The following is a 23,184-nucleotide window of genomic DNA, read 5'->3' on the forward strand; positions in this document are numbered from 1 at the left end:
CTGAGTCTCCCCGATCCGGGCGGTGAGGGGAAGCCGACGAAGGTCCGCTTCTCCGCAGCCGGGTTCGGGAGGCAGGATGGGGGGGTGCGGTTTTGCTACCACATCCAGAGCCACCGGTCCCCCGAACAGATGAACCGGCTGGTCCACGCCGTGAAGCGGTACAGCCCGGACAGCGTGGTGCACATCAGCCACGACGTCAACGGCCCCCCGCTGGACCTCACCGAGCTGCGCTCGCTGCCCGACGTCGTCGTGCAGACACACGAGGGCGGTTATGGTGACTTCAGTCATGTGGACCGCTACATGGCTGCCGTGGACTGGCTGAACGACGAGGGGGTGCAGGTCGACTGGCTGGTGAACATCACCGGTCAGGACTACCCCCTGCGGCCGCTCGGCGAGTGCGAGGCGGAGCTGGTCGACTCGGGCGCGGACGGGTTCATGGAGTACTGGGACGCGTTCGGCCCGGACAGCCACTGGCCGAGCCGCCGGGTCCGGTCCCGCTACCACTTCCAGCACCGCCGACTGCTCCCGCTCACCCCCCGGGGCAAGAAGCTGCTCCGCCCGATCCAGGCGATCAACCGGGTGCAGCCGCTGGTCCGGGTGCACGTGTCGTACGGGCTGGCGGTGGGCCGCCGGGCCCGCACCCCGTTCGGGCCCGACCTGCGCCTGCACGGCGGGTCGGCGTTCACCTCCCTGAGCTGGCCGGTGGTGGCGTACCTGCGGGAGTACTTCGACCGGCGGCCGGACGTGGTGTCGTATTTCCGACGCTGCCTCTCCCCGGTGGAGGCCGTCTTCCAGACCATCGCGTGCAGCTCCGGGCTGTTCAACCTGGTGCCGGACTGCAAGCGGTACTTCGACTTCCGGGACAGCACCTTCAACCACCCGAAGTCGCTGACCGCCGAGGACCTGCCCCGGGCGCTGGCCAGCGGGGCGCACTTCGCCCGCAAGTTCGACTACGAGCGCGCCCCGGAGCTGCTGGACACCCTCGACGCCCACCTGGCCGCCGCCCGCCCCTGAGCCCGCCGCCCGGGTCGAGCCACGCACGGGGTCGGCGGGGAGCGGCGGGCGGGTCAGCGGTAGTCGTAGCGGCGGCGCAGCGGCCAGGTCAGCGCGCCGACCAGCCGGCGGTGGCCCGGGGCGTACTCCCGGCGCCACTTCTCGTCCAGCGCCAGGGTGATGGGACCGCTACGCATCCGGATCCGGCCACCGGCGACCGCGTGCGAGCCGGCCTGGTCGAACTCGTTGTCCCGCAGGAACTCCAACGGGTCCACGACGCCGGTCACGTCGGCGGTGAGCGCGGCGATCCGGCCCAGCTCGGCGCGCGGGTCGCGGACCAGGTCCTCGTACCGGACGGTGACCCGGGGGACGCCACGGCGGGCCAGCGCGGCCACCATCGCGTTGACGGTGACCCAGCGGCGGGCGGTCAGCCGGGCCGAGCGCTGGTTCATCCGGCCCTTCGTCGAGGTGCCCTCGGGCAGCTCGACGACCTGGCTCCAGGAGTACGCCACCCCGCGCGGGTCGCGCAGCACGTGCACCAGCCGCAGGTCGATCTGCGGGGCCCGGGCCAGGATGTACGCCAGCGAGGGGCGCTTGGTCGAGTCCACCACCACCTTCGCCCCGGACACGTCGGCCACCGCCCGGTAGAGCTTCGTCAGCAGCTCGGTGTAGCGGTCCAGGTCCCGTCGGAACGCCGGGGACATCCGGGAGTTCACGATCAGCGGCAGCTTTCCGGTGGCGTCGACCCGGCGTTGCAACGCCCGCACGTCGGCCACGTCGACCTGGGTCCACCCGCCGTACGCCCGCCGACCGACCTCGCCCCAGAACGGGCAGGCGTCGAAGTGCTCCCCGCAGGCGCAGCGGAAGTTCCGCTCGACGCCGGACTGCCACAGGTAGAACAGCTCGCCGACGTCGCAGTGCCCGACGAACTGGCCGAGCATCAGGTCGAGCAGGGTCGAGCCGCTGCGCGGCATACCGCAGACATACAGGACGGTGACCGCCCGACTGCCGCCGCCCTGCGCCGCCTCGGCCGTGTCGGTCATCCGCCATCCTCTCGCCCGGGTTGCTGTCAGCAGGCAGTCTAGGCACGGGACGGCGGAGTGAGGCACTGGCGGAAGGGCCGCAGCCGATCATCCGACAGGTCCGATGATGGTGAGAGCCACTTATGTTCCCGGCCGGGTGGCCGATACATTGTTGCGGCGTCGTGCCGTCCGGTCGACCGCCCCGTTGGGCGTGTCCCGGGGCGCGGCCGGGGCCGTGGGAGGCGGGTGACGTGGAGTCTGGTGAAGTCATGCTCGTCGGATCCAGCGGCGGGCACCTCGCCCAGCTGGTGGCGCTGCAACCGTGGTATCGCGACCGGGCCCACTCCTGGGTCACGTTCGACACCCCGGACGCCCGGTCGCTGCTCGACGGCGAGGACGTGGTCTGGGCACATCACCCGACCACCCGCAACGTGAAGAACCTGGCCCGCAACATGTGGCTCGCCGTCCGGGTGTTCCGCGGGCGGGACGTCGCCGCTGTGGTCACCACCGGCGCCGGGGTCGCCGTGCCGTTCGTGGTGGTGGCCCGGCTGCGCCGCATCCCCACCGTCTACATCGAGGTGTATGACCGGATCGACACCGCGACGCTGTCGGCCCGGCTGTGCCGGCCGTTCCTCTCCGCGATGCTCGTGCAGTGGGAGGAGCAGCGCCGGCTCTACCCGAAGGCGACCGTAGTGGGAAACCTGCTGTGAGCCTGCCCATCCCCCGCCAGCGCACCAACACCCCGGCCCGGCGCACCGTGCTGGCCATGGTCGGCACCGACGTGCACCGGTTCGACCGGCTGGTCGAGTGGCTGGAGCGCTGGCACGCCGGCCGCGACGCCCTCGCCCCCGAGGTTCGCCTCGTCGTCCAGCACGGGCGCAGCCGCGCGCCCAGGCTCGCCGACGCGGCCCCGTTCCTGGCCCACGACGAGCTCCAGCGGGCGATGACCGAGGCCGACCTGGTGGTCTGCCACGGCGGGCCGGCCACCATCACCGAGGCGCGCCGGCACGGGCACCTGCCGATCGTGGTGCCCCGGGACCCGACCAGGAACGAGCACGTCGACGACCACCAGCAGCTCTTCTCCCGCCGCCTCGGCGTGGCCGGGATGGTCCGGCTGGCCGAGTCAGAGGCCGACCTGGTCGCGGCCCTCGACCGGGGGGTGGCCGACCCACGGGCGTACGCGCTGTCTGCCGACCCGGGCCGGCCCGACCCCCGCGTTGCCGCCGCCACGGCGGTGGGCCGGATCGTCGAGGACCTGGTCCGGACCAGCCGGGAGCCGGGGCGGCGCAGGTGGTGGCGGTGAACGCCCGGGTGCTGTTCGTCGGCGGCCTCGGCCGCAGCGGCTCCACGCTGCTGGAGCTGATCCTCGCCCAGCACCCCGACGTCTGCGCCGTCGGTGAGGTGGTCCACCTGTGGGAGCGGGCCCTCGGCGGCGACGAGCGGTGCGGCTGCGGGGAGCGGTTCACCGCCTGCGACTTCTGGCAGCGGGTCGGCGAGCACGCGTTCGGCGGCTGGTCGGCCGTCGACCGCGACGACGTGCTCGCGCTCAAGGCCACCGTCGACCGGACCCGGCACATCCCCCGGCTGGCCCGGGGCGACCTGCCCGCCGCCGAGCTGGCCCAGGTGCGTCGCTACGCCGACTTCTACACCCGGATCTACGCCGCCGCGATGGCGGTGACCGGGGCGCAGGTCGTGGTGGACTCCAGCAAGCACGCCTCGACGGCGTTCGCGTTGCGCTGGGCCGACGACCTCGACCTGCGGGTGCTGCACCTGGTCCGGGACAGCCGGGCGGTGGCCCACTCGTGGGCGAAGCAGGTGCGCCGGCCCGAGGTGGTGGACGCCGAGGCGTACATGCCGACCTTCTCGCCGTTCACGGTGAGCAAGCTGTGGACGGCGCAGAACGCCGCGTTCCACCTGCTCGCCACCCGGGCGCCGGTGATCCGGCTGCGCTACGAGGACTTCACCGCCGACCCGCGCGGCACCGTCGCCCGGGTCCGTCGCTTCGCCGGCCTGGCAGACACCCCGGACGCGCTGCGGGTGCTCGACCCGACGCCCACACCGCTGGTCCGGGCGCACAGCATCGCCGGCAACCCGCTGCGGTTCAATGCGGGGCCGCTGCGGGTCCGGCAGGACGATGCCTGGCGCACGGCCCTGCCCTCGCGCAGCCGGGCGGTGGTGAGCGTCGCGACGCTGCCGCTGCGGCTGCGGTACGGATACGTCGGCCTCGGCCGCCCGGGCTCCACGGAGGCACCATGACCGAGCCGTTGAACGAGCACCCGTCGGTGACCGCGGTGGTCCCCACCCGGGACCGCCCGGAGCTGCTGCGCAAGGCCCTCGACGCGATCCTCGGCCAGGAATACCCCGGCCCGGTCGACGTGGTGGTCGTCTACGACCAGTCCGAGCCGGATCGTTCGCTGGCCGACGACCCCCGGGTCACCGTGCTGGTCAACCAGCGCACCCCGGGCCTGGCCGGCAACCGCAACACGGGCATCCTGGCCGCCACGGGCGACCTGGTGGCGTTCTGCGACGACGACGACGAGTGGCTGCCCGGCAAGCTCGCCGCGCAGGTGGCCGCGCTGCGCGCCGCCCCGGACGGGGCGTTCGTGAGCTGTGGCATCCGGGTCGACTACGACGGCCGTCCCCCGGTCGACCGGGTGCTCTCGGTGGACCGGGTGCCGCTGGCCGCCCTGCTGCGGGACCGGCACACCGAGCTGCACCCGTCGACGTTCCTGATCCGCCGGGACGCGCTGCTCGCCGGGATCGGGCTGGTCGACGAGGAGATCCCGGGCAGCTACGCGGAGGACTACGAGTTCCTGCTCCGGGCCGCCCGGCACGCCCCGCTGGTGAACGTCGTCGAGCCGTACGTGACGGTGCGCTGGCACAAGCAGTCGTTCTTCGCCCAGCGCTGGGAGACCATCGCCACGGCGTTGCAGTGGCTGCTCGGCCGGTACCCGGAGTTCGCCACCGTGCCGGCCGGCGAGGCCCGGGTCAGCGGGCAGATCGCCTTCGCCCAGGCGGCGATGGGCAACCGGGGCGAGGCGGTCCGCTGGGCCCGGCGCACGCTGTCCCGCAACCCCCGGGAGCCGCGCGCGTACCTGGCCCTAGCCGTGGCCAGCCGGGCCGTCGACCCCGACCGCGTCCTGCGTACGCTGCACAAACGCGGCCGGGGGATCTGAGCGTCAGGAGGCGGCGCACCAGGCCCGCCACGCCTCCTGGCTCGGCGCGTCGGTGAGCCGGAAGTCGCCCCCGGCGACCTGGTAGTCGTAGTAGGCCACCCACAGCGGGCGCTGGCCGTCGAGGTACCGGCTCATCGCCCGGATCCACGCGGCCCGCCCCGCGCCGCTGTCCCCGGCGATCCGGACGCTGCCGGTCTCGGCGAGCCCCCACGGCTTCCCGAGCGCCTTCGACTTGGCGATCATCGGGGTGAAGACCTGCGCGGGGTCGGTGTACCGGTTGAACTTGCCGCCGCTGTTGTAGCAGTCCCAGCCGAGCACGTCGATCGCGTCGCCGCCCGGCCAGTAGTCCTCGAAGGTGCGGCGCGAGCTCGGGTTGAGCGTCCAGCACATGAGGATCAGCGTGGCCCGCAGCCGGGCGTTGCCGGCCCGGTCGGCGATCCCGGCGAGCCGCTGCCACGCGGCCCGGTACTGCGCGGCGGTGTACGAGCCCTGGGCGATGTCGTTCTCCGGCTCGTGGAAGTACGACCAGTAGACGTCCAGGTTGCGGGGGACGGAGCGGAACCAGGCGGCGAGCCGGGAGTCGTGCCGGCCGGCGGCCACCTCGCCGGGCGGCGCCTTGAACGAGACCACCACGGTCCGGTCGGCGGCGTCGGCGCGGCTGCCGGACCAGGACGGCGGCAGGCCGGGGTAGAAGACCCGGACCATGCGCAGCGGCCCGTAGCTGCGGTCGGACCGGGCCAACCCGGCGGCGAAGTTCTCCCCGTCCTTGAGGTGGATGCTGGCCCCCGGGAGGGTGTTCCGGCCGCCCGGGAACACGCCGGCCTCCGTCCCGCCGCTGACGCTCGGGCTCGGCGAGGCGGACTTCGGGCTGTTGCCGAAGCCCTCGTCCCCGCTCGGCGTCGGCCGGGCGCCGGGGGCGGCCGGGCCGAGGCCCGCACCCTCGGACGCGGCGTCGGTGACCGTCGGGGCCGGCCGCCCGGGCAGGTCCCCGTTGGTGGCCAGGGCCACCGTGGTGCCCAGCGCCACCGCGCTGGCGGCCACCGGGAGCAGCAGCCACCGGCCGAGCCGGCGGCGCGGGCCGCCGGGTTCGGCCGGGGCAGGGGGCAGGGCGGGTGCGGTGGTGGGGCCGGAGCTCATGACCCTCCTCGGGTCGGCGGTGTCGATGGGACCGGGCGGGAGCACCACGACCGCGCCCGCCGGGCGGCGGATCCGTCGGTCAACGGTGGCGGTCGATGGCCGTCAGCAGGGACTCCGCGTGCTCCGGGCGGCAGACCAACAGGTCCGGCAGGCGCGGGTCGTCCCGGTTGTAGCGCAGCGGCGAGCCGTCGATCCGGGACGCGTGCATGCCGGCGCCCAGGGCGACCGCGACCGGGGCCGCCGAGTCCCACTCGTACTGGCCCCCGGCGTGCACGTACGCGTCGACCTCGCCGGTCACCACCGCGCAGACCTTCACCCCGGCCGAGCCCATCGGCACCGCCCGGGCGCCGATGCCCTCGACCAGTTCGCCCACGAACGCGGGCGGCCGGCTGCGGCTCACCGCGATCCGCAGCGGCCCGGCCACGGCGGGCGCGGCGGGTACGGCGGTGCCCAGAACCAGCGGCGTGCCGTCCGGCGCGGTACGGGCCGGCATGCCGACCGCGCCGGCCACCAGCGCGCCGTCCGGGCCGGCCGAGCGCTGCCAGAGCGCCACGTGCACCGCCCAGTCGTCGCGGCCGGACTCGGAGAACTCGCGGGTGCCGTCGAGCGGGTCGATGATCCACACCCGGTCCGCCTCCAGCCGTGCGGGACGGGCCCCGGCGGACGGGTCGCCGGCCCAGGCACGCCGGCTGTCGGCCTCTTCCTCGGAGAGCACCGCGTCGGCGGGCCGCCACCGGGCCAGGGCGGTCGACATCAGGTCGTGGGAGACCTTGTCGCCGGCGTTCTTGAGCGCCGTTGGGTCGGCGAAGCCCTGCTCCGCGCGCAGCGCGGTCAGCGCCGTGCCGGCCTCGCCGGCCAGCCACTGCGCGAAGGCCTGGTCGTCGAGCCGACCCGTACCATCCTCGGTCACGTGAATCTCACCACTCCTTCGGTGCCGGTGCTGGTGCCGTCTGTCGGCGTCGTGCGGACGCCCATCCTTCGGCGGTCGTGGGGACGCGGCCAGGGACCGGTCCGATAATCGACACCTGAGTGTCGCGCACCTCCGGCCGCTTTCGCCTCGGCCGTTCCGCCGCCCGTCCACTGCCCGCATGTTGAACTTGGCGTGTATGCCGGTCGGACCGCCGGGCCCAGGCCCTAGGCTCGTCCGCATGACCGCCGAGCAGCTGATCTCCTTCGCCCGTGGGGCTCCCTCGCTGGACATCGTTGATGTCGAGGGGCTCAAGGCCGCCGCCGTCCGTGCCTTCGACGCCGACCCCGCCGGGGTCACGGCCTATGGCACCTCCGTCGGCTACCCGCCCCTGCGGAAGTGGATCGCCGAGAAGCACGGCGTCGAGGCCGACCAGGTGCTGATCACCAACGGTTCGCTCCAGGCCGACGCGTTCCTGTTCGATCACCTGGTCCGCCCCGGCGACGCGGTTGTGGTCGAGCGCCCGACGTACGACCGGACGCTGCTCAACCTCCAGCGGATGGGCGGCGAGATCCACGGCGTGACGATCCAGCCGGACGGCCTGGACATCGCCGAGCTGCGCAAGCTGCTGGAGTCCGGGGTCCGCCCGAAGCTCGCGCACGTCATCCCCAACTACCAGAACCCGGCCGGGGTCACGCTGTCGCTGGAGAAGCGGCGGGAGCTGCTCGACCTGGCGGCCGAGCACGGCTTCATCATCTTCGAGGACGACCCGTACGCCGACATCCGGTTCCGGGGCGAGCCGCTGCCGTCGATGCTCTCGCTCGACACCCGGGGCGTGGTGGTGCACGCCTCCAGCTTCACCAAGACGGTCTGCCCGGGGGTGCGGGTCGGCTACCTGATCGGGGCGGCGGACCTGATCGCCGACATCGCGAGGAAGGCGACCAGCCTCTACATCTCGCCCGGCATGGTGTCCGAGGCGATCGTGCACCAGTTCTGCGTCTCCGGCGACATCACCCGTTCGATCGAGACGGTCAGCACCGCGCTGGGCGAGCGGGCCCGGGTGCTCGCCGAGTCGCTGCGCCGGCACCTTCCCGAGGCCCGGTTCGTGGAGCCGGACGGCGGTTACTTCCTCTGGGTGGAGCTGCCGGAGGACGTGCTGGTGGACCGGCTCGCCCCGGCGGCGGCCGAGCGGGGCGTGGCGGTGGTCAAGGGCAGCGACTTCGTGCTCGACGGCGGTCAGCACGCGCTACGGCTGGCGTTCTCGGCAGTTACCGCGGATCAGATCGACGAGGGTGTTCGTCGTCTCGCGGAGGCGGTGGCGGCCGTCCGAGGCTGAACTTCTGTCGGATTCCTGACAGAAAGGCGGTGCCGGCCGGGTCGGGTCTCCCGCCCGGCCGGTTCGCGGCCCACAATGCTGCGAGCACCACTCACGTCGCCCGGCCGACCTGCCCCGATGCGGGCCTCGGCCACCCGACCGGTGGTGCGCGCAGCACAACCCCCGCCCCCAAGGGCGCCGGGTGGGCCGTGTCGTCCCTCACCCCCCTGACGCGGCACGGCCCGCCCCGGCGCCGTCCCCACTCCGCGCCCGGGCACCTGTCGGCCATCCGCTGAGGCGCGGCCGACGCCGGCCGGTCCGCGTCGGGCGCGGGCGTACCCTGCAACCCGCGACGGCGTGCGGCTGCCGCGACAGCGTGGGGAGGGGGTCGCCATGTCGGACCGGGCGGAGCGGAGCCGGGCCACGTCGCCGGACAGCGGGCGGGTGATCAAGCCACGGGCCTGGGCCCCGGTGCGGGTGATGACCCGGATCCTCAACCCCGACGAGGGCCAGCGCGTCCCCGAGCCGGTCGGGCCGGGGCGCAGCGCGGTGATGGACTGCGGGCTCTACGTCGACGGCAGCCGGCAGCCCGGTGAGTGGCACTACGCGGAGGCGCTGGCCGCGGCCCGCCGCGAGCGGGGGTTCGTCTGGGTCGGCCTGCACGAGCCCGATCTGGCCGAGATGTCCGCGATCGCCGATACCTTCGGCCTGCACGAGCTGGCCGTCGAGGATGCGGTCAAGGCCCAGCAGCGGCCCAAGCTCGAACGCTTCGGCGAGGTCACCTTCCTGGTGCTGCGCACCGCCCGGTACTGCGAGCACGACGAGCTGACCGAGAACTCGGAGGTCGTCGAGACCGGGCAGGTGATGCTGTTCATCGGCCCGAACTTCGTGATCAGCGTCCGGCACGGGGACGCCTGCCGGCTCGCTCCGGTCCGCGCCGACCTGGAGGCCAGGCACGAGCTGCTGGAGCACGGCCCCTGGGCCGTCGCGTACGCGATCACCGACCGGGTGGTCGACCTCTACCTGGAGGTGGCCGACCGGCTGGAGGACGACCTGGACGTGTTGGAGGCCGACGTCTTCGACCGGCAGAGCAGCGGCCGGATCCAGCGGATCTACCAGATGAAGCGGGAGCTGGTCGAGTTCAAGCGGGCGGTGGCGCCGTTGCAACGGCCGTTGATGACCCTCACCGCCCAGGTCAACCGGGAGGTCCCGCAGGAGGTGCGGCGCTACTTCCGGGACGTGCAGGACCACCTCAGCCGCACCGTCGAGCAGGTCAACTCGTACGACGACCTGCTCAACTCGATCCTCCAGGCGAGGCTGGCCCAGGTCACGGTCGACCAGAACAACGACATGCGCAAGATCGCCGCGTGGGCTGGTATCGCCGCGGTCTGGACCGCGATCGCCGGCATCTACGGCATGAACTTCGCGAACATGCCAGAGCTGAAGATGACGTACGGCTACCCGGTCGTGCTCGCCCTGATGCTGGTCGTCTCGCTGTCCCTGTACCGCTGGTTCCGTCGCAACGGCTGGCTCTGAGCCCGACGCCCGTCACCCGCCGTCACCACCCGTCACCGGCCTGGCCCGGCTGCGATGGACAGGCGCCCCGGAAACGCCCGCGGCGCGGGACGACGGGGGTCGTCTCCGCGCCGCGGGCGATGGCCCGAAGGGGTCAGCGCCGGCCGCCGGACCGCGCCGTGTGCTCCTTGCCGAGTGCCGTGGTGAGGTCGTCGGCCGGACGGCCGGAGACGTCCCGGGCGCCCTCGGCGACCGAGGGCACCTTGTCGTTCGGGTGGATCACCGGCTGGGTGTCGAGGGTGCTGGTGGAGGCGCTGTCGCCCCCGGCCACCGCCGAGCTGCCGGCCCCGGTCGGCCCGCCGGCCACCGACGAGCCACCGGACATGGTGGACGAGTCGGCCACCTTCGCGCCGTTCGCCGACGGGGTCTCCACGATCAGGGTGTCCACCTCGTCGCGGGCCGGCTCCAGGGTGCGGGCCGGGGCGTACTCGGTCCACTCCTGCTGGTCCCGGCGGCGGCGCATGGCCATCGCGCCGGCCAGGCCGGCGACCGTGCCGGCGGCCAGCAGGCCGACCATCGTGCCGCGCGACGACTTCTTCTGCTTCCTCCGCGTGACCTTCAGGCTCTTCGCCTTGACCTTCTTGCTCAGCGCGGCCTGCCGCCCGGCGGCGGCCTTCTTGCCGGCGACGGCCTTGCCGGCCGCCTCGGCCTGGGCGTTGCGGACGGCCAGGGCCAGCGGCGCGAGGGCCGCGACCGTCGACGCGAGACTGCTCGACGCCCGGTCCCGCACCACGAGGGCGGTCGGCGCGACTGCGCCCCGGGCCGCCTGGACCCGCGGGCCGACCGTAGCGCTGGCACCCCTCGCCGCGTACGTGGCGGCCTGCTTCAGGTGACCGATGCCCTGGTTCAGCTCGACCTTGGCCCGCTGCCCCTGGGTCTTTCGCCGCCCGATTCCAAACACGGTCCCACCTCCTGGGAGTTGTTCCTCCGTCATCCTCCACCTTCGGATGCCTCCGCATTGCCAGATCGGGCACATGGGAGGATCCGCATGGAACTGACCAACGACTGAGGAGTACCCGTGGCCGAGGCTGTCTACGCCACCTTGCACACCAACGCTGGCCCGATCCGGCTGGAGCTCTTTCCCAACCACGCGCCGAAGACGGTCCGTAACTTCGTGGACCTGGCCGAGGGCAACAAGGAATACACCGACCCGCGTACGGGTCAGCCGGGCAACGGGCCGTACTACGACGGCACGATCTCGCACCGGGTGATCAGCGGCTTCATGGTCCAGATGGGTGACCCGACCGGCACCGGTCGCGGCGGCCCGGGCTACAAGTTCGGTGACGAGTTTCACCCCGAGCTGCGCTTCGACCGGCCCTACCTGCTCGCCATGGCGAACGCCGGGCCGGGCACCAACGGCTCGCAGTTCTTCATCACCGTGGGGCCGACCCCGCACCTGACCAACCGGCACACCATCTTCGGCCAGGTGGCCGACGAGGCGTCGGCGAAGGTCGTCGACTCGATCGCCAGCACCCCGACCGGCCCGAGCGACCGCCCGATCTCCGACGTCGTCATCGAGCGGGTCGAGATCGAGCGCACCCCGGCCTGACCGGGTGGCGATGTACCTTTGCTCGCATGACTGAGCGCCCCGCGGGCACCGGGAGGCAGCGGCCGTGAGTGAGTCCCCACCGACCACCCCGGTCTGCTACCGGCACACCGGCCGGGAGACGTACGTCCGGTGCGCCCGCTGCGACCGGCCGATCTGCCCGGACTGCATGCGGGACGCCTCGGTCGGGCACCAGTGCCCCGAGTGCGTGGACGAGGGACGCCGTAGCGTGCGGCCGACGCGTACCGCCTTCGGCGGCGGTACCGTCGGCCGGCACGGCTACGTCACGAAGACCCTGATCGCGCTGAACGTGCTGTTCATGGTCCTGTCCATCGCCTCCGACCGGGGCGGGGACGCGGTGGCGGGCGGCTCCGGCTTCGGTGGCCTGATGGGCGGCAGCACGCCGCTGACCGACTGGGGCTCGGTGCTCGGCCAGGCCCTCTTCCCCGACGGCAGCGTGCACGGCATCGCCCAGGGCGAGTGGTACCGGCTGGTCACCGCGATGTTCCTGCACTACGGCGTGATCCACCTGCTGCTGAACATGTGGGCGCTCTGGGTGCTCGGCCGGTCGCTGGAGGCCAACCTCGGGCCGCTGCGCTTCCTCTCCCTCTACCTGGTCGCCGGGCTCGGCGGGAACGTGGCCGCCTACCTGTTCAGCGCCGAGAACTCCACCACGGCCGGGGCGTCCACCGCGGTCTTCGGCCTGTTCGCCGCGTTGATCGTGATCGAACGCCGGATGGGGCGGAGCATCTCCTCGGTCCTCCCGATCCTGGTGATCAACCTGGTCTTCACCCTGACCGTGCCGGGCATCTCCATCCCCGGCCACCTCGGCGGGCTGGTGATCGGCGGGGTGATGGCCCTGCTGCTGGCGTACGCGCCCCGGTCCCGGCGCGGGCTGTTCCAGGCCGCCGGCGCCGTGCTGGTGCTGGTGGCGCTGATCGGGCTCGCGGTGGTCCGCACGGCGATGCTCACGGGCTGACCCCCGACGCGGGCCGGGGCCCGCAGCGTGGTGTCAGGGGGCCTCGCCGTGGGCGGCGCGCAGCGCCTCGGCCACCTCGCCGGGCGGGGCGTCCAGGTCGTACCGGCCGAACAGGTGCAGCGAGTCGCCCACGTCGATCTCCAGGATCTCGGTGGACAGCCCCAGCCGGGGTCTACGGTCCACGGTGATCGCCTCGACGGTGTCCCAGGCGAGCCGGCGTCGGCCGGCGAAACCCCGGACCACCGTGATCCCCGCCGGGTCGACGGCGAGCCGCACCGGCACCAGCAGGTCGCGCGCCGCCCAACCGGCGAGCCCGACGGCGGCCGCCGAGGCCAGCACCAGCCGCACCCGGTCGCCCTCGGCGAAGAGCAGCCCGAGCCCGACCAGCACCGCCGCGCCGAACAACTTGACCACCGGCACCGATGCCGGCACCCGCCACTGCCGCTCCGCCGTCGACGACTCCGGGATCCGCTCTGGCCGCATGCGTACAGCATGCCCTGCCGGGGCCGCCTCGGCCTGCCGCCACCGGCCGGTGTGGGGGACGGCCGGCCGGGACAGGACGTAGTATCGAGGCCCGCCAGGTTACCGGGGAGTAAACATGAGTGACGCGGTCATCGTCGGTGCGGTACGGACCCCGGTCGGGCGGCGCAAGGGCAGCCTGGCCTCCGTGCATCCGGTCGACCTCTCGGCCCATGTGCTGCGCGCCCTGGCCGAGCGCACCGGGATCGATCCCGCGCAGGTCGACGACGTCGTCTGGGGCTGCGTGTCCCAGGTCGGCGAGCAGTCGTGGAACGTCGCCCGCAACGGCGTGCTCGCCGCCGGCTGGCCGGAGTCGGTGCCCGGCACCACGCTGGACCGGCAGTGCGGGTCCAGCCAGCAGGCCCTGCACTTCGCCGCCGCCACCGTCGCCTCCGGCCAGGCCGAGCTGGTGGTGGCCGGCGGTGTCGAGTCGATGACCCGGGTTCCGATGGGCTCCAGCGTCGGCGACGCCGCGCCGTTCAGCGACCAGATCCGCGACCGCTACCGGGGGGTCGAGGGCTTCGCCGAGGACTCCCCGCTGCCGTTCAACCAGGGCGTCGGCGCGGAGCTGATCGCCGCCCGCTGGCGCTTCTCCCGCGCCCAACTCGACGAGTTCGCCCTGGCCAGCCACGAGAAGGCCGCCGTCGCGCAGGACGCCGGGGCGTTCGATCCCGAGCTGGCCCCCCTGGTCCTGCCCGAAGGCGGGAGGTTCGCCGCCGACGAGGGCATCCGCCGGGACACCACGCTGGCGAAGCTCGGCGAGCTGAAGACCCCGTTCCGGTCCGACGGCGTGGTCACCGCCGGCTCGGCGTCCCAGATCTCCGACGGCGCCGCCGCGCTCGCCGTCACCACCTCCGAGTGGGCCGGCCGGCACGGCCTGCGCCCGTTGGCCCGGGTGCACACCGCCGTGGTCGCCGCCGACGACCCGGTCGCCATGCTCACCGCCCCCATCCCGGCCACCGCGAAGGCGCTGCGCCGCGCGGGGCTGGGCATCGAGGAGATCGGCGTGTACGAGGTGAACGAGGCGTTCGCCCCGGTCCCGCTGGCCTGGCTGGCCGAGACGGAGGCCGACCCGGAGCGGCTGAACCCGCGCGGCGGCGCGATCGCCCTGGGCCACCCGCTCGGCGCCTCCGGGGCCCGGATCATGACCACGATGCTCCAGCACATGCGGGACAACGGCATCCGCTACGGCCTGCAGACCATGTGCGAGGGCGGCGGCATGGCCAACGCCACCATCGTCGAGCTGCTCTGACAGTCCCGCCGGCCGGAGGCTCCCCGCCCACCGGCCGGAGGCCCGGAAAACCCTCGCCCCGCGCCGTCGCCCGGCGACGCCACCCGTTTCCTGCTCTCCCTCGACGGCCGTCCGGTCGCCTGGGCGGGTCCGCACGGCCAGTCCCTGCACGGGCTCGCCGGCTGAGCCCGGACCCATACGACCGCTGCGGTGAGCGCAGCCGGTCGGGTGACCGTCACCGGCACCCGGCCGCGCCGGGACGCCCTGACCCCCGGCGGGCCGCCGGAACGTGGAAGTTCCGCAAATCGGCCGTGACCCATGTCACGCCGCCCCCCCTGTCGTTGGGCAGGGCATGGACGTCTTCTCCCGAACGTTCCTGCCCGCAGCCGCCGACACCGGACTGGCGGCGCAGACCGTCAGCCGGCACATACCGATATTCCGCCGCTGCGTCGGCGCGGGCGACGCCACCGTCCTGGTGACCCGGTGCAGCCGGCCGCAGCGTCCGGTCGGCGAGTACCTCCTGCTGCTGACCCACCGGCGACTCGTCGTCATCCGGCAGACCCGGGTGCTGCACCGCCTGTGCCTGCACCTCAACGCCGAGCTGCGCGAGTTGACCGACGTCACGTGGAGCCCGGACCCCCGGCTGCCCGCGGTCGAGCTGGCCGCCACCGCCATCGACGGCGTCCGGGAGCGGTTCCTCATCCGGCCCCAGCACCCGAGGCAGGTGTGGCAGCTCGACACCCTGCTGCACCACGCGTTCCGGACCCGGCTCCGGACGGCCCGGGAGCGGATCGTGGCCACCATCGGCGACGCCCCGCCCGCCGCCCGCCCCACCGCGTTGCGGCCCGTGGTGATTCGCTGAGCGGGTCCGCACGGTGGGCCCGGTGACCATCGGCCCGACCCGCCGAACGGGTATGTGGCCGATGCCGACCTTCGGCCGCCGCCCGGGGCGTCCTGATCAGGTGGGCGGGAGGGCGTAGCCGACGTAGCCCCGCCAGGTCAGCGTCCAGCCGGGCGGCACGAGCTTCACGCAGGCCGCCCGGCTGCCGGTGCAGACGATCGCGTCCGTCGAGGCGGGGGCGGCCGGCGGGAGGTCCGGCAGCACCGACTCCAGCGCCACCAGCTCGGGCGGGCGGCCGTCGGCGTCACGCAGCAGCAGCCACCACGGGTACTCCCAGTTGTCGTTCTGCTGCACCAGCCCGATCCGCCGGGCCCCGGACGCCCGCACCGCGTCGGCGGCCCCGCGGAACTCGTCCGTCCACTGTGGCCGACGCAGGAAGCGGGTGTCCCACTCCGAGGTGGTGAAGACCGATCCGGCGCCGACCAGTCGGCGCGGGAAGCCGTACGACAGGGCGAGCACCCCGGCCAAGGCGGAGGTGGCCAGCACCGTGGCCGCCAGGCCGGCGGCCACCGACCGTCGGCCCGGCGCGAGTCGGCGGCGGAACAGCGCGTCCAGCCACAGGCCGGCCAACGGGGCTGCCAGGATCAGGGCGTACAGCAGCAGCCGGTTGCCCCACGGCTGCCATTTGATCATCGCCGTGTGCAGCAGGACGGCGGCCACCACCACGACGGCGTACGCCCGCAACGCCCCGCCCGCGGCCGGGGCGACCCGGGCCGGCCGGGCCAGCGCCAGCACCGCACCGACCAGGGCGAGCGCGCCGGCCAGCGGGAACGCCACCCGGTCCTCGTCCGGGTACCAGGCAGGCACCGGGAACACCTCCCGGCCGAAGGTGATGGCCCGGTCCTGCGGGTCCACCCCGATCGCACGGGACCCCGCCATGATCGCTTCGGCCGCGCCGTCGCGGACCGGGGCGAGCGGCGTGTCCAGCGCGGTGTGCCCGATGCGCAGCGCGTTCACCAGGACCGACGCCGGGTCGTGCCGCTCCATCGGGATCGACTCGCGCAGCCGGGGCGGGCCCAGCGGGTGACCGAACTCGGCCTGTACCCGGGCCAGGAACGGCCCGACCACGGCCAGGGCGACCAACAGGACCAGCAGTGATCCGGCCGCGGTCCGGGCCACCCGGGCCACCCGGGACGATCCCGCCGGGCGGCCTGTGACGCCGCCGCGCACCGCCGGCCCGGCCGACCCGGCCGTGGCCACCGGGTGGTCCCCGCCCTCGACCGCCCCCGCACCGCCCTCGACCGCCCCCGCACCGCCCTCGACCGCCCCCGCACCGCCGGCCGCCCCGACCCCGACCAGCACCGGTCGGCCCGGGGTGCCGCCGGCCGCCCGCACCGGTCCGCCCAGGTACGCCAGCCGGAGCTGGCCGATGCCCCAGAGCAGCAGCAACGGGCCGACCCCGATCAGCCCGCTGGTCTTCGTCACCGCGGTCAGTCCGGTCGCCGCGCCGAGCAGCAGCAGCGTGCCGGCCCCGGCCCTCCGGCGCAGCCCGTCCAGCGCCAGGGTCGCCACGCAGGCCACCCAGGCGGCGCAGACCAGGTCGGTCTGGGTGCTGGTCGCCTGGAGCGCCACCATGGGGGTGGTGGCCAGCACGAACGCGGTGAGTAGCTGGGCCCGCCGCCCCCCGCCGAGCTGGGCGGCGATCCGGGCGGCGACCAGCAGGCAGCCCACCCCGGCGGCCCACTGGACCAGGTTGTGCAGCGCGTCGCCGCCGGTGAACAGGCGCAGGTGCAGCAGCAGGTACTCCGCGCCGGGCGGGATGGTCACCTGCCGGTGGATCGCGGTGGGCCAGAACTCCAGGCCGCGCTGGGCCACCCAGTGCTCCACCTTGGGCAGGTGGTAGGTCTGCGAGTCGAAGTTGTTGGGCTCAGCCAGCAGCGCGATCAGCAGCTCCACCAGGACCAGCCCGCCGAGCGTGCCGGCCAGCAGCCGCTCGCCCCGCCCCGTCGTACGCCACCGGCCTGCCAGCCGGGCGAGGCCGGCGCGGGCGGCGGCGGCCGGGGCCCCCGGCGTCCCGTCGCGGCGGAGTCGCCATCCGGCGGCCCCGGCGGCGACGGCGAGGAAGATCAGCCAGGCGACCGCGAAGGCGGGCAGGGTCAGCAGGCGCAGCGCCCCGAGCAGCTCCACCGTCAGCACCGCGAACGCGCCGGTGACCACGGCGGCTCGGATCACGGCCAGGCGCAACGGGGCAACCTCGTCGGTCCCGCGTGGCCGCAGCGCCACGGTGAGCGACAGGGCGGCGGCGAGTGGGGCCGCCACGAGCAGGAAGCCGGCTGCCGACATGGCGCGAAGTAAACACCATCAGACTGGATACGCTGCCCCCCACGCCCGACGGTGGGGAATACCGCCGTCTTAACTGCCAGGCTAGGCTGGGGCCGACGTGTCGCCGCCACCGTGGAGATTTCCCGTGAAGCTCTCGATCCTGATGCCGGTCTACAACGAGGAAGAACGCATCGCGGATGCCCTCAAGCAGGCGCTGGCGGTCGACTACCCGTGCGAGATCGAGATGCTCGTGGTCGACGACGGCAGCCGCGACGGCACCGGCGAGATCCTCGGCCGCGCCGACGACGCTCGGCTGCGGGTGATCACCCACCAGCGCAACGCGGGCAAGGGCGCGGCCATCAAGACGGCGGTCGACAACGCCGACGGCGAGTACATGGTCATTCTCGACGCCGATCTGGAATACGACCCGCAGGACATCCCCAAACTGCTCGCCCCGGTGCTCGACGGCCGGGCCACGGTGGTCTACGGCAACCGCACCTTCGGCAGCCACAGCGCGTACAGCTTCTGGTACGTGATGGGCAACAAGGGCGTCACCATGGCGGCCAACGTGCTGTTCAACTCGTACATCGGCGACCTGGAGACCTGCTTCAAGCTGATGCCGGTCGCCCTCTACCGGTCCCTCGACGTCCGCTCCCGGGGCTTCGGCATGGAGGCCGAGGTGACCGGCAAGCTGCTGCGCCGGCGCATCCGCCCGTACGAGGTGCCGATCAGCTACCGGGCGCGGGGCCGCGAGGAGGGCAAGAAGATCACCTGGAAGGACGGCGTCGAGGCGATCTGGATCCTCGGCCGGGAGCGCACCCGCCGCCGTCCCGTCGACACCCCGCGACGCTGACCCGGGTCAGCGCCCCGCTTCGAGGAAGGCGCTGACCGACCGGCGCAGGCCCGCCGCGTCCAGCCCGTGCCAGCGGGTGTGGTCGGCAGCGGAGCCGTACCGTCGCAGCTCCTCCCGGCCCACGCCCAGCGACAGCAGCCGGTGCGGCCGGTCCACCAGGGCGTCACCGACCAGCCGGGCGGACGTCCCTGCCAGGTAGGGCTCCACCAGGATCACCTCGGCCCCCGCGAGGGCCCGCAGTCCGGCCACGTCGAACGGTCGCGGCCGGTGGGTGTACGCCACAGTCACCTTCAGGCCGGCCAGCGCCGCCAGCGCCGCGTCCAGCACCGGCCCGACCGCCACCAGCAGCGGCGCTCCCGGCCCCGCGTCCCGCACCACGGCAAGCGACCCGTCCGTGCCGTGCGGCCGGTCGTTGCCCAGCGTCGACAGCCGCAGGTACGCCGGACCGTCTCCGGCCACCGCCGCGCGCAGCAGGGCGGACACCTCGTCGGCGTGCCCGGGCACGTGCACGGTCCAACCGGCCAGGGTGTCGATCAACGCGACGTCGGCCGGGGACAGGTGGGTCCGCCCCGCATCGGCCCGGTCGTACGACGCGCCGATGCCGACCAGCACCGCGCTCACGCCCTGGTGGTCCAGGTCCAGCTTGATCTGCTCGTACGCCCGCTCGACGAGGAACGGGGCGTAGCTGTGCACGATCGGCCGCAGCCCGGTCAGCGCGAGCCCGCCGGCCACCCCCACCATCAACTGTTCCCGGATGCCCACGTTGAGCACCCGGTCGGGGTGCCGCCCGGCGGCCGGGGCGAACGACTCGGCCGAGATGTCAGCGAGCACCAGCGCGGTGCGTGGCTGCTCGGCCAGCAGCGCAGTGGTCGTGTCGACGAAGGCGTCCCGCATCATCGTGGTCACTCTCCCTCCCGGACGACCGCGACGACCACGTGCGGCCGGCTCCCGTGCTGCCCGGTGAGGGCGTCGTGCAGGGCGTCGTGGTCGCGCCCGTCCACGGTCGCGGCGGTCCACCCGTTGACGGTGAACCGGGTCGCGATCCCGCCCCGCCAGCCATGGCTGGCCGAGTCGTTGTCGATCACCACGGCGGTCAGGTTCGCCAGCCCGACCGCGCCCGCGTACGCGATCGCCTCGTGGTTGGACCCCTCGTCCAGTTCGGCGTCGCCGAGCAGGACGTACACCCGGGGGTTCGTCAGGCCCTGGGCCCGCAGCCCGAGCGCGGTGCCCGCGCCCAGGCCGAGGCCGTGGCCGAGCGAGCCGGAGCCGATCTCCACCCCGGGGACCAGCAGCCGGTCCGGGTGTTCGCCGAGCAGGCTGTCCGGGCCGCCCTGGTCGTCGAGCCAGTCGACGGGCACGAAGCCCTTCGCGGCCAGCACGGCGTAGTAGCCGGCGACGGCGTGCCCCTTGGAGAGCAGGAACCGGTCCCGGTCCGGGTCGTCGACGGTCGCCGGGGTGATCCGCAGTACCCGGTCGTAGAGCACCCGGAGGACGTCGAGGGTCGAGTACACGTTCGGGCCGAACTCCCGGCCTGCGCGGATTCGCTCCAGCAGGGGCCCGAGCGGTGCGGGTGGCCCACCTTCGGCGGCCCGTGTGGTGGCGCTCGTGACAGTCATGCCGCTAGCCTGCAAGTTGAAGTGCCCTTCAACTCAAGGCGACGTGATGCAGGAATCCCTGACCATCGGCCAGCTCGCGTCGCGCAGCGGCGTCGCGCAGTCTGCGCTCCGCTACTACGAGCGCCTCGGCCTGATCCGGGCCGACCGCACCAGCGGCAACCAGCGCCGGTACGCCCGCACCGAGCTGCGCCGGGTGGCGTTCGTCCGGATCTCCCAGCAGGTCGGCATCTCGCTGGAGGAGATCCGCGACGCGCTGGACTCGCTGCCCGCCTCCCGCACCCCGACGGCCGCCGACTGGGCGGAGCTGTCGACCGCGTGGCGGGCCCGGCTGAGCGAGAAGATCCGGCTGATGACCAAGCTCCGCGACGACCTGGACGGCTGCATCGGCTGCGGCTGCCTGTCGTTGCAGCGCTGCACCCTCTACAACCTGGAGGACAAGCTGTCGGGCGAGGGCCCCGGCGCCCGGCTCATGCTGCCCCGCGCCGAGCAGCCCCCGCCCGCCGGGGTCAGTCGACGGTGAGCAGCACCTTGCCGACGTGGTCGTTGGACTCGACCAGGCGGTGCGCGTCGGCGGCCTCGGCCATCGGCAGCCGCCGGTCGACGACCGGGCGGACCGCCCCGTCGGCTACCAGAGGCCAGACCTGCTCCCGTACGCCCGCGACGATCGCCGCCTTCTCCGCCAGCGGCCGGGACCGCAGCGCGGTGGCCGCCACCGAGGCCCGCTTCGCCAGCAGCGCGCCCAGGTCCAGCTCCGCCTTCCGGCCGCCCTGCATGCCGATCACCACGAGCCGGCCGCCGGTGGCCAACGCGGCCACGTTCCGGGCCAGGTAGGAAGCGCCCATGATGTCGAGGATGACGTCCGCGCCCCGGCCGTCGGTGACCCGCCGGACCTCCTCGACGAAGTCCTGCTCCCGGTAGTCGATCGCGTGTGCGGCACCCAGCTCGCGCAGCCGCTCGTGCTTGGCCGACCGGGCGGTCACCACGACCGTCGCGCCGAGCGCCGTGCCGAGCTGGACGGCGAATGTGCCGATCCCGCTGCCCCCGCCGTGCACCAGCAGCGTCTCGCCCTTCGCCAGCCCGGCGAGCCGGACCACGTTCGACCAGACCGTGCAGGCCACCTCCGGCAGCGCCGCCGCGTCGACCAGGCCGACGCCGTCCGGCACCGGCAGGAGCTGCCCGGCGGGCACGGCCACCCGCTCGGCGTACCCGCCGCCGGCCAGCAGCGCGCAGACCTCCTGGCCGACCGCCCACCCGGTGACGTCCGCACCGATCGCGCCGATCACCCCCGAGCACTCCAACCCGGGGTACGCGGGCGCGCCCGGCGGCGGTGGGTAGTGCCCCTGCCGTTGCAGCAGGTCGGCCCGGTTCACCGCGCTGGCCCGCACGTGCACGACCACCTCGCCGGGGCCGGGCTCCGGATCGGGCACCTCCGCCCAGACGAGTGCGTCGGGTCCGCCGGGCTCCGGGATCGTGATCGCGCGCATGGCCCAGTCTTACCCGATCCTGCTCTCCGTCCACATCCGGACCGGATCTCGTCCACCCTTTCCTGCGGGGCATGCTCCGGGGTGACCGGCCGCAGCCCGATCCGGGACCGTGTCGGTCCCGGACGTCGAGGTCGGTCCGGGCGTCGAGGTCGGTCCGGGCGTCGACGTCGGTTCGGGCGTCGACGTCGGCCCGGACGTCGAGGGTCGGTCCGGTCGTTGACTATCGTCCGGCGGAGCAGGTCGCCGCGCGGGTGCACCGGGCGGGGGAGCCGGCGGGCCGGCAGTCGGGCCACTGTGGACCCGGCGGCGACCATGATTCGCTGGTCAGCACGACGGCGGTGGTGTCCCGCGTCCGGTCGCCGGTTCAGCCACGGTGGGACAGCGGATCACCCGCCGGCCGGCTTCTGGCAGACTAGGCAGCGGTCGCGTCCAGCCGGGCGTGGTCCGGGAGGGTTCGCCTAGTGGCCGATGGCGCTGGTCTTGAAAACCGGTAAGGCAGCGATGTCTTCGTGGGTTCGAATCCCACACCCTCCGCCCGCGGAACAGCAGAAACGCCCCCTGACCAGCGCGAATGCCGGTCAGGGGGCGTTTTCATGGATGGTGAGCGGGTTTCGCTCCGTCTCCCCTTGGGGCGGGTGGATCTCACTGGTCGTGTCGTTCACGTGTCGGCGGTATCCGGCCCTTTCTCTACCGGTCCCGGCTCCAACTCGGATCAGGCTGAACAATGCCATGTGGACTTCCTGATCGACAGCGCCCGGGCTGAGGACGCCCCAGCCCTTGCCCGCACGCTCCTGGCGGCCTGGCTGCAGACCTACCCCAATCGGGACGCGGGGATCAATGAGGCATGGATCCAGGCGCATCGCGGCGAGGTAGTCACCAGTGAGGGCATTGCCCAGTGGCAGGGGTTCATCGAGGAGGTCGAGCGCCGGCCCGGTCGTCGCTTCTGTCGTGTCGTGCGCCACGGGGACGAGATCGTCGGTTTCCTGTGCGGGCGTCGGGCCGAAGCGGTCAGCCTCGGGCCGATGTACATGCTGCGACAGGCACAGGGCCGAGGCATCGGGCGTCAGTTGATGGCGGCATTCCTCGCCTGGGCCGACGACGAATCCATCAGTCTGTGGGTCACCGCTTATAACGAGCGAGCCATCAGCTTCTACAAGCACTACGGCTTCGAAGACACCGGCGAGCGGCAGATGTGGCGGGACAGGCTGCCGAACGTCCGCATGACCCGGGCGGGCGACGCGAAACGACGAGAAGACCAGCCCTGAGTGGTTTCACTGAACCCTACGTATGGTGAGTCGGTCTCACTTCGTCTCGCTCGGAAGGGCATCATCGTCGCACTGGCCGAGCAGCTCAACTGAGGGCTGCCGGAGGGGCATGGCGAGCACTAGCGACGGCGGCTTGCCCGGCTTGCCACGAACCAGATGAGGCCAGCGAGCAGCGCTGCCGACGTGACGAGACAGCAGAGCGTGGCGACGTGCCACGGCTTGAGTGCGCCCATGCTGCGGCACTGTACCGGCGGCGGCCAACGACCATCGCCCCTTGCCGGCCCGGCCGGCGGCAACCGAGCGGCGACCAGCAGTGGCGGCTTGCTTACGTGCTGGTCACTTGCCCGCCAGAAGTTGATCTTGAAGATCAAGGCGGCGATGCTCTTCGTGGGTTCGAACCCAC

General features: G+C 73.4%; 24 protein-coding genes and 1 tRNA gene. 15 read left to right on the plus strand and 10 right to left on the minus strand.

Going from position 1 to position 23,184, the window contains the following annotated elements; genetic code table 11:
• The first annotated feature begins 84 nt into the window (after positions 1 to 84).
• A complete protein-coding gene (locus tag OG559_RS12595) occupies positions 85 to 1,014 on the plus strand; it encodes a hypothetical protein (protein ID WP_405115377.1) in 930 nt (309 codons plus the stop codon).
• Positions 1,015 to 1,067: 53 nt separating this feature from the next.
• Here the strand turns inward: OG559_RS12595 and OG559_RS12600 are convergent, their stop codons facing one another.
• The gene (locus OG559_RS12600; RefSeq protein ID WP_405115379.1) at positions 1,068 to 2,036 is read right to left on the minus strand and encodes a sulfotransferase; all 969 of its coding nucleotides are present in this window, start codon (positions 2,034 to 2,036) and stop codon (positions 1,068 to 1,070) included.
• Between the two features lie 248 nt (positions 2,037 to 2,284).
• On the opposite strand from OG559_RS12600, the gene OG559_RS12605 reads away from it, so the two are divergent.
• Genes OG559_RS12605 through OG559_RS12620 form a run of 4 tightly spaced genes read left to right on the plus strand, consistent with a single transcriptional unit; the run spans position 2,285 to position 5,191 of the window.
• Positions 2,285 to 2,725, plus strand: a complete 441-nt coding sequence (locus OG559_RS12605) for a UDP-N-acetylglucosamine--LPS N-acetylglucosamine transferase (RefSeq protein ID WP_387022801.1) — start codon at positions 2,285 to 2,287, stop codon at positions 2,723 to 2,725.
• Positions 2,726 to 2,781: 56 nt separating this feature from the next.
• Positions 2,782 to 3,318: a glycosyltransferase gene (locus tag OG559_RS12610; RefSeq protein ID WP_396672083.1), complete on the plus strand. Its 537-nt coding sequence runs from the start codon at positions 2,782 to 2,784 to the stop codon at positions 3,316 to 3,318.
• Positions 3,306 to 4,271 (plus strand): sulfotransferase family protein, encoded by a 966-nt coding sequence (locus OG559_RS12615; protein ID WP_405115382.1) that lies wholly within the window; start codon positions 3,306 to 3,308, stop codon positions 4,269 to 4,271. The genes OG559_RS12610 and OG559_RS12615 overlap by 13 nt, the downstream gene beginning before the upstream one ends.
• Positions 4,268 to 5,191, plus strand: coding sequence for a glycosyltransferase family 2 protein (locus OG559_RS12620; RefSeq protein WP_405115385.1), 924 nt, complete (start codon positions 4,268 to 4,270; stop codon positions 5,189 to 5,191). The genes OG559_RS12615 and OG559_RS12620 overlap by 4 nt, the downstream gene beginning before the upstream one ends.
• 3 nt (positions 5,192 to 5,194) lie before the next feature.
• Here the strand turns inward: OG559_RS12620 and OG559_RS12625 are convergent, their stop codons facing one another.
• Both OG559_RS12625 and OG559_RS12630 read right to left on the minus strand, forming a co-directional pair.
• Entirely contained in the window at positions 5,195 to 6,328 is a 1,134-nt protein-coding gene (locus tag OG559_RS12625; protein WP_405115387.1) for a hypothetical protein, read from the minus strand.
• 79 nt (positions 6,329 to 6,407) lie between these two features.
• The gene (locus tag OG559_RS12630; RefSeq protein WP_405115389.1) at positions 6,408 to 7,238 is read right to left on the minus strand and encodes a 3'(2'),5'-bisphosphate nucleotidase CysQ; all 831 of its coding nucleotides are present in this window, start codon (positions 7,236 to 7,238) and stop codon (positions 6,408 to 6,410) included.
• A 238-nt stretch (positions 7,239 to 7,476) separates the two neighbouring features.
• Here OG559_RS12630 and OG559_RS12635 point away from each other — a divergent pair, with 238 nt between their 5' ends.
• Both OG559_RS12635 and corA read left to right on the plus strand, forming a co-directional pair.
• Positions 7,477 to 8,571: a PLP-dependent aminotransferase family protein gene (locus OG559_RS12635; protein WP_405115391.1), complete on the plus strand. Its 1,095-nt coding sequence runs from the start codon at positions 7,477 to 7,479 to the stop codon at positions 8,569 to 8,571.
• Between the two features lie 372 nt (positions 8,572 to 8,943).
• A complete protein-coding gene (gene corA, locus OG559_RS12640) occupies positions 8,944 to 10,086 on the plus strand; it encodes a magnesium/cobalt transporter CorA (RefSeq protein WP_405115394.1) in 1,143 nt (380 codons plus the stop codon).
• A gap of 133 nt (positions 10,087 to 10,219) precedes the next feature.
• Here the strand turns inward: corA and OG559_RS12645 are convergent, their stop codons facing one another.
• A complete protein-coding gene (locus OG559_RS12645; RefSeq protein WP_405115396.1) occupies positions 10,220 to 11,059 on the minus strand; it encodes a hypothetical protein in 840 nt (279 codons plus the stop codon).
• A gap of 84 nt (positions 11,060 to 11,143) precedes the next feature.
• Here OG559_RS12645 and OG559_RS12650 point away from each other — a divergent pair, with 84 nt between their 5' ends.
• Both OG559_RS12650 and OG559_RS12655 read left to right on the plus strand, forming a co-directional pair.
• Positions 11,144 to 11,674 carry a peptidylprolyl isomerase gene (locus OG559_RS12650; RefSeq protein ID WP_405115398.1) on the plus strand — a complete coding sequence of 177 codons (531 nt, stop codon included), beginning with the start codon at positions 11,144 to 11,146 and terminating at the stop codon, positions 11,672 to 11,674.
• A 64-nt stretch (positions 11,675 to 11,738) separates the two neighbouring features.
• Positions 11,739 to 12,650, plus strand: coding sequence for a rhomboid family intramembrane serine protease (locus tag OG559_RS12655; RefSeq protein ID WP_405115400.1), 912 nt, complete (start codon positions 11,739 to 11,741; stop codon positions 12,648 to 12,650).
• Positions 12,651 to 12,683: 33 nt separating this feature from the next.
• On the opposite strand, the gene OG559_RS12660 is transcribed toward OG559_RS12655, so the two are convergent.
• Positions 12,684 to 13,133 (minus strand): PH domain-containing protein, encoded by a 450-nt coding sequence (locus tag OG559_RS12660; protein WP_405115402.1) that lies wholly within the window; start codon positions 13,131 to 13,133, stop codon positions 12,684 to 12,686.
• A gap of 115 nt (positions 13,134 to 13,248) precedes the next feature.
• On the opposite strand from OG559_RS12660, the gene OG559_RS12665 reads away from it, so the two are divergent.
• Positions 13,249 to 14,421 (plus strand): thiolase family protein, encoded by a 1,173-nt coding sequence (locus OG559_RS12665; RefSeq protein WP_405115404.1) that lies wholly within the window; start codon positions 13,249 to 13,251, stop codon positions 14,419 to 14,421.
• A gap of 331 nt (positions 14,422 to 14,752) precedes the next feature.
• Entirely contained in the window at positions 14,753 to 15,262 is a 510-nt protein-coding gene (locus tag OG559_RS12670) for a hypothetical protein (RefSeq protein WP_405115406.1), read from the plus strand.
• Between the two features lie 96 nt (positions 15,263 to 15,358).
• Here the strand turns inward: OG559_RS12670 and OG559_RS12675 are convergent, their stop codons facing one another.
• Positions 15,359 to 17,584 carry a hypothetical protein gene (locus OG559_RS12675; protein WP_405115408.1) on the minus strand — a complete coding sequence of 742 codons (2,226 nt, stop codon included), beginning with the start codon at positions 17,582 to 17,584 and terminating at the stop codon, positions 15,359 to 15,361.
• 124 nt (positions 17,585 to 17,708) lie between these two features.
• Here OG559_RS12675 and OG559_RS12680 point away from each other — a divergent pair, with 124 nt between their 5' ends.
• Entirely contained in the window at positions 17,709 to 18,416 is a 708-nt protein-coding gene (locus OG559_RS12680) for a glycosyltransferase family 2 protein (protein ID WP_387022683.1), read from the plus strand.
• A 6-nt stretch (positions 18,417 to 18,422) separates the two neighbouring features.
• Here the strand turns inward: OG559_RS12680 and OG559_RS12685 are convergent, their stop codons facing one another.
• Together OG559_RS12685 and OG559_RS12690 are read right to left on the minus strand one after the other, a co-directional pair.
• Positions 18,423 to 19,310 carry a transketolase family protein gene (locus OG559_RS12685; protein ID WP_405116618.1) on the minus strand — a complete coding sequence of 296 codons (888 nt, stop codon included), beginning with the start codon at positions 19,308 to 19,310 and terminating at the stop codon, positions 18,423 to 18,425.
• Positions 19,311 to 19,318: 8 nt separating this feature from the next.
• The gene (locus tag OG559_RS12690) at positions 19,319 to 20,032 is read right to left on the minus strand and encodes a transketolase (protein WP_405115409.1); all 714 of its coding nucleotides are present in this window, start codon (positions 20,030 to 20,032) and stop codon (positions 19,319 to 19,321) included.
• A gap of 46 nt (positions 20,033 to 20,078) precedes the next feature.
• Here OG559_RS12690 and soxR point away from each other — a divergent pair, with 46 nt between their 5' ends.
• Complete coding sequence (gene soxR / locus OG559_RS12695) at positions 20,079 to 20,552, plus strand: redox-sensitive transcriptional activator SoxR (protein ID WP_405115411.1); 474 nt, start codon at positions 20,079 to 20,081, stop codon at positions 20,550 to 20,552.
• On the opposite strand, the gene OG559_RS12700 is transcribed toward soxR, so the two are convergent.
• Positions 20,539 to 21,516 carry an NAD(P)H-quinone oxidoreductase gene (locus OG559_RS12700; protein ID WP_405115413.1) on the minus strand — a complete coding sequence of 326 codons (978 nt, stop codon included), beginning with the start codon at positions 21,514 to 21,516 and terminating at the stop codon, positions 20,539 to 20,541. The genes soxR and OG559_RS12700 overlap by 14 nt on opposite strands.
• A 447-nt stretch (positions 21,517 to 21,963) precedes the next feature.
• Between OG559_RS12700 and OG559_RS12705 the strand changes: the two genes are divergently transcribed.
• Together OG559_RS12705 and OG559_RS12710 are read left to right on the plus strand one after the other, a co-directional pair.
• Positions 21,964 to 22,050 (plus strand) — tRNA-Ser (locus OG559_RS12705).
• Positions 22,051 to 22,247: 197 nt separating this feature from the next.
• Positions 22,248 to 22,781, plus strand: a complete 534-nt coding sequence (locus tag OG559_RS12710) for a GNAT family N-acetyltransferase (protein ID WP_405115416.1) — start codon at positions 22,248 to 22,250, stop codon at positions 22,779 to 22,781.
• Between the two features lie 119 nt (positions 22,782 to 22,900).
• On the opposite strand, the gene OG559_RS12715 is transcribed toward OG559_RS12710, so the two are convergent.
• Positions 22,901 to 23,152, minus strand: coding sequence for a hypothetical protein (locus tag OG559_RS12715; RefSeq protein ID WP_405115419.1), 252 nt, complete (start codon positions 23,150 to 23,152; stop codon positions 22,901 to 22,903).
• Between the last annotated feature and the right edge of the window lie 32 nt (positions 23,153 to 23,184).

It is taken from the genome of Micromonospora sp. NBC_01405 (assembly GCF_045040155.1).
Classification (GTDB): Bacteria; Actinomycetota; Actinomycetes; order Mycobacteriales; family Micromonosporaceae; genus Micromonospora.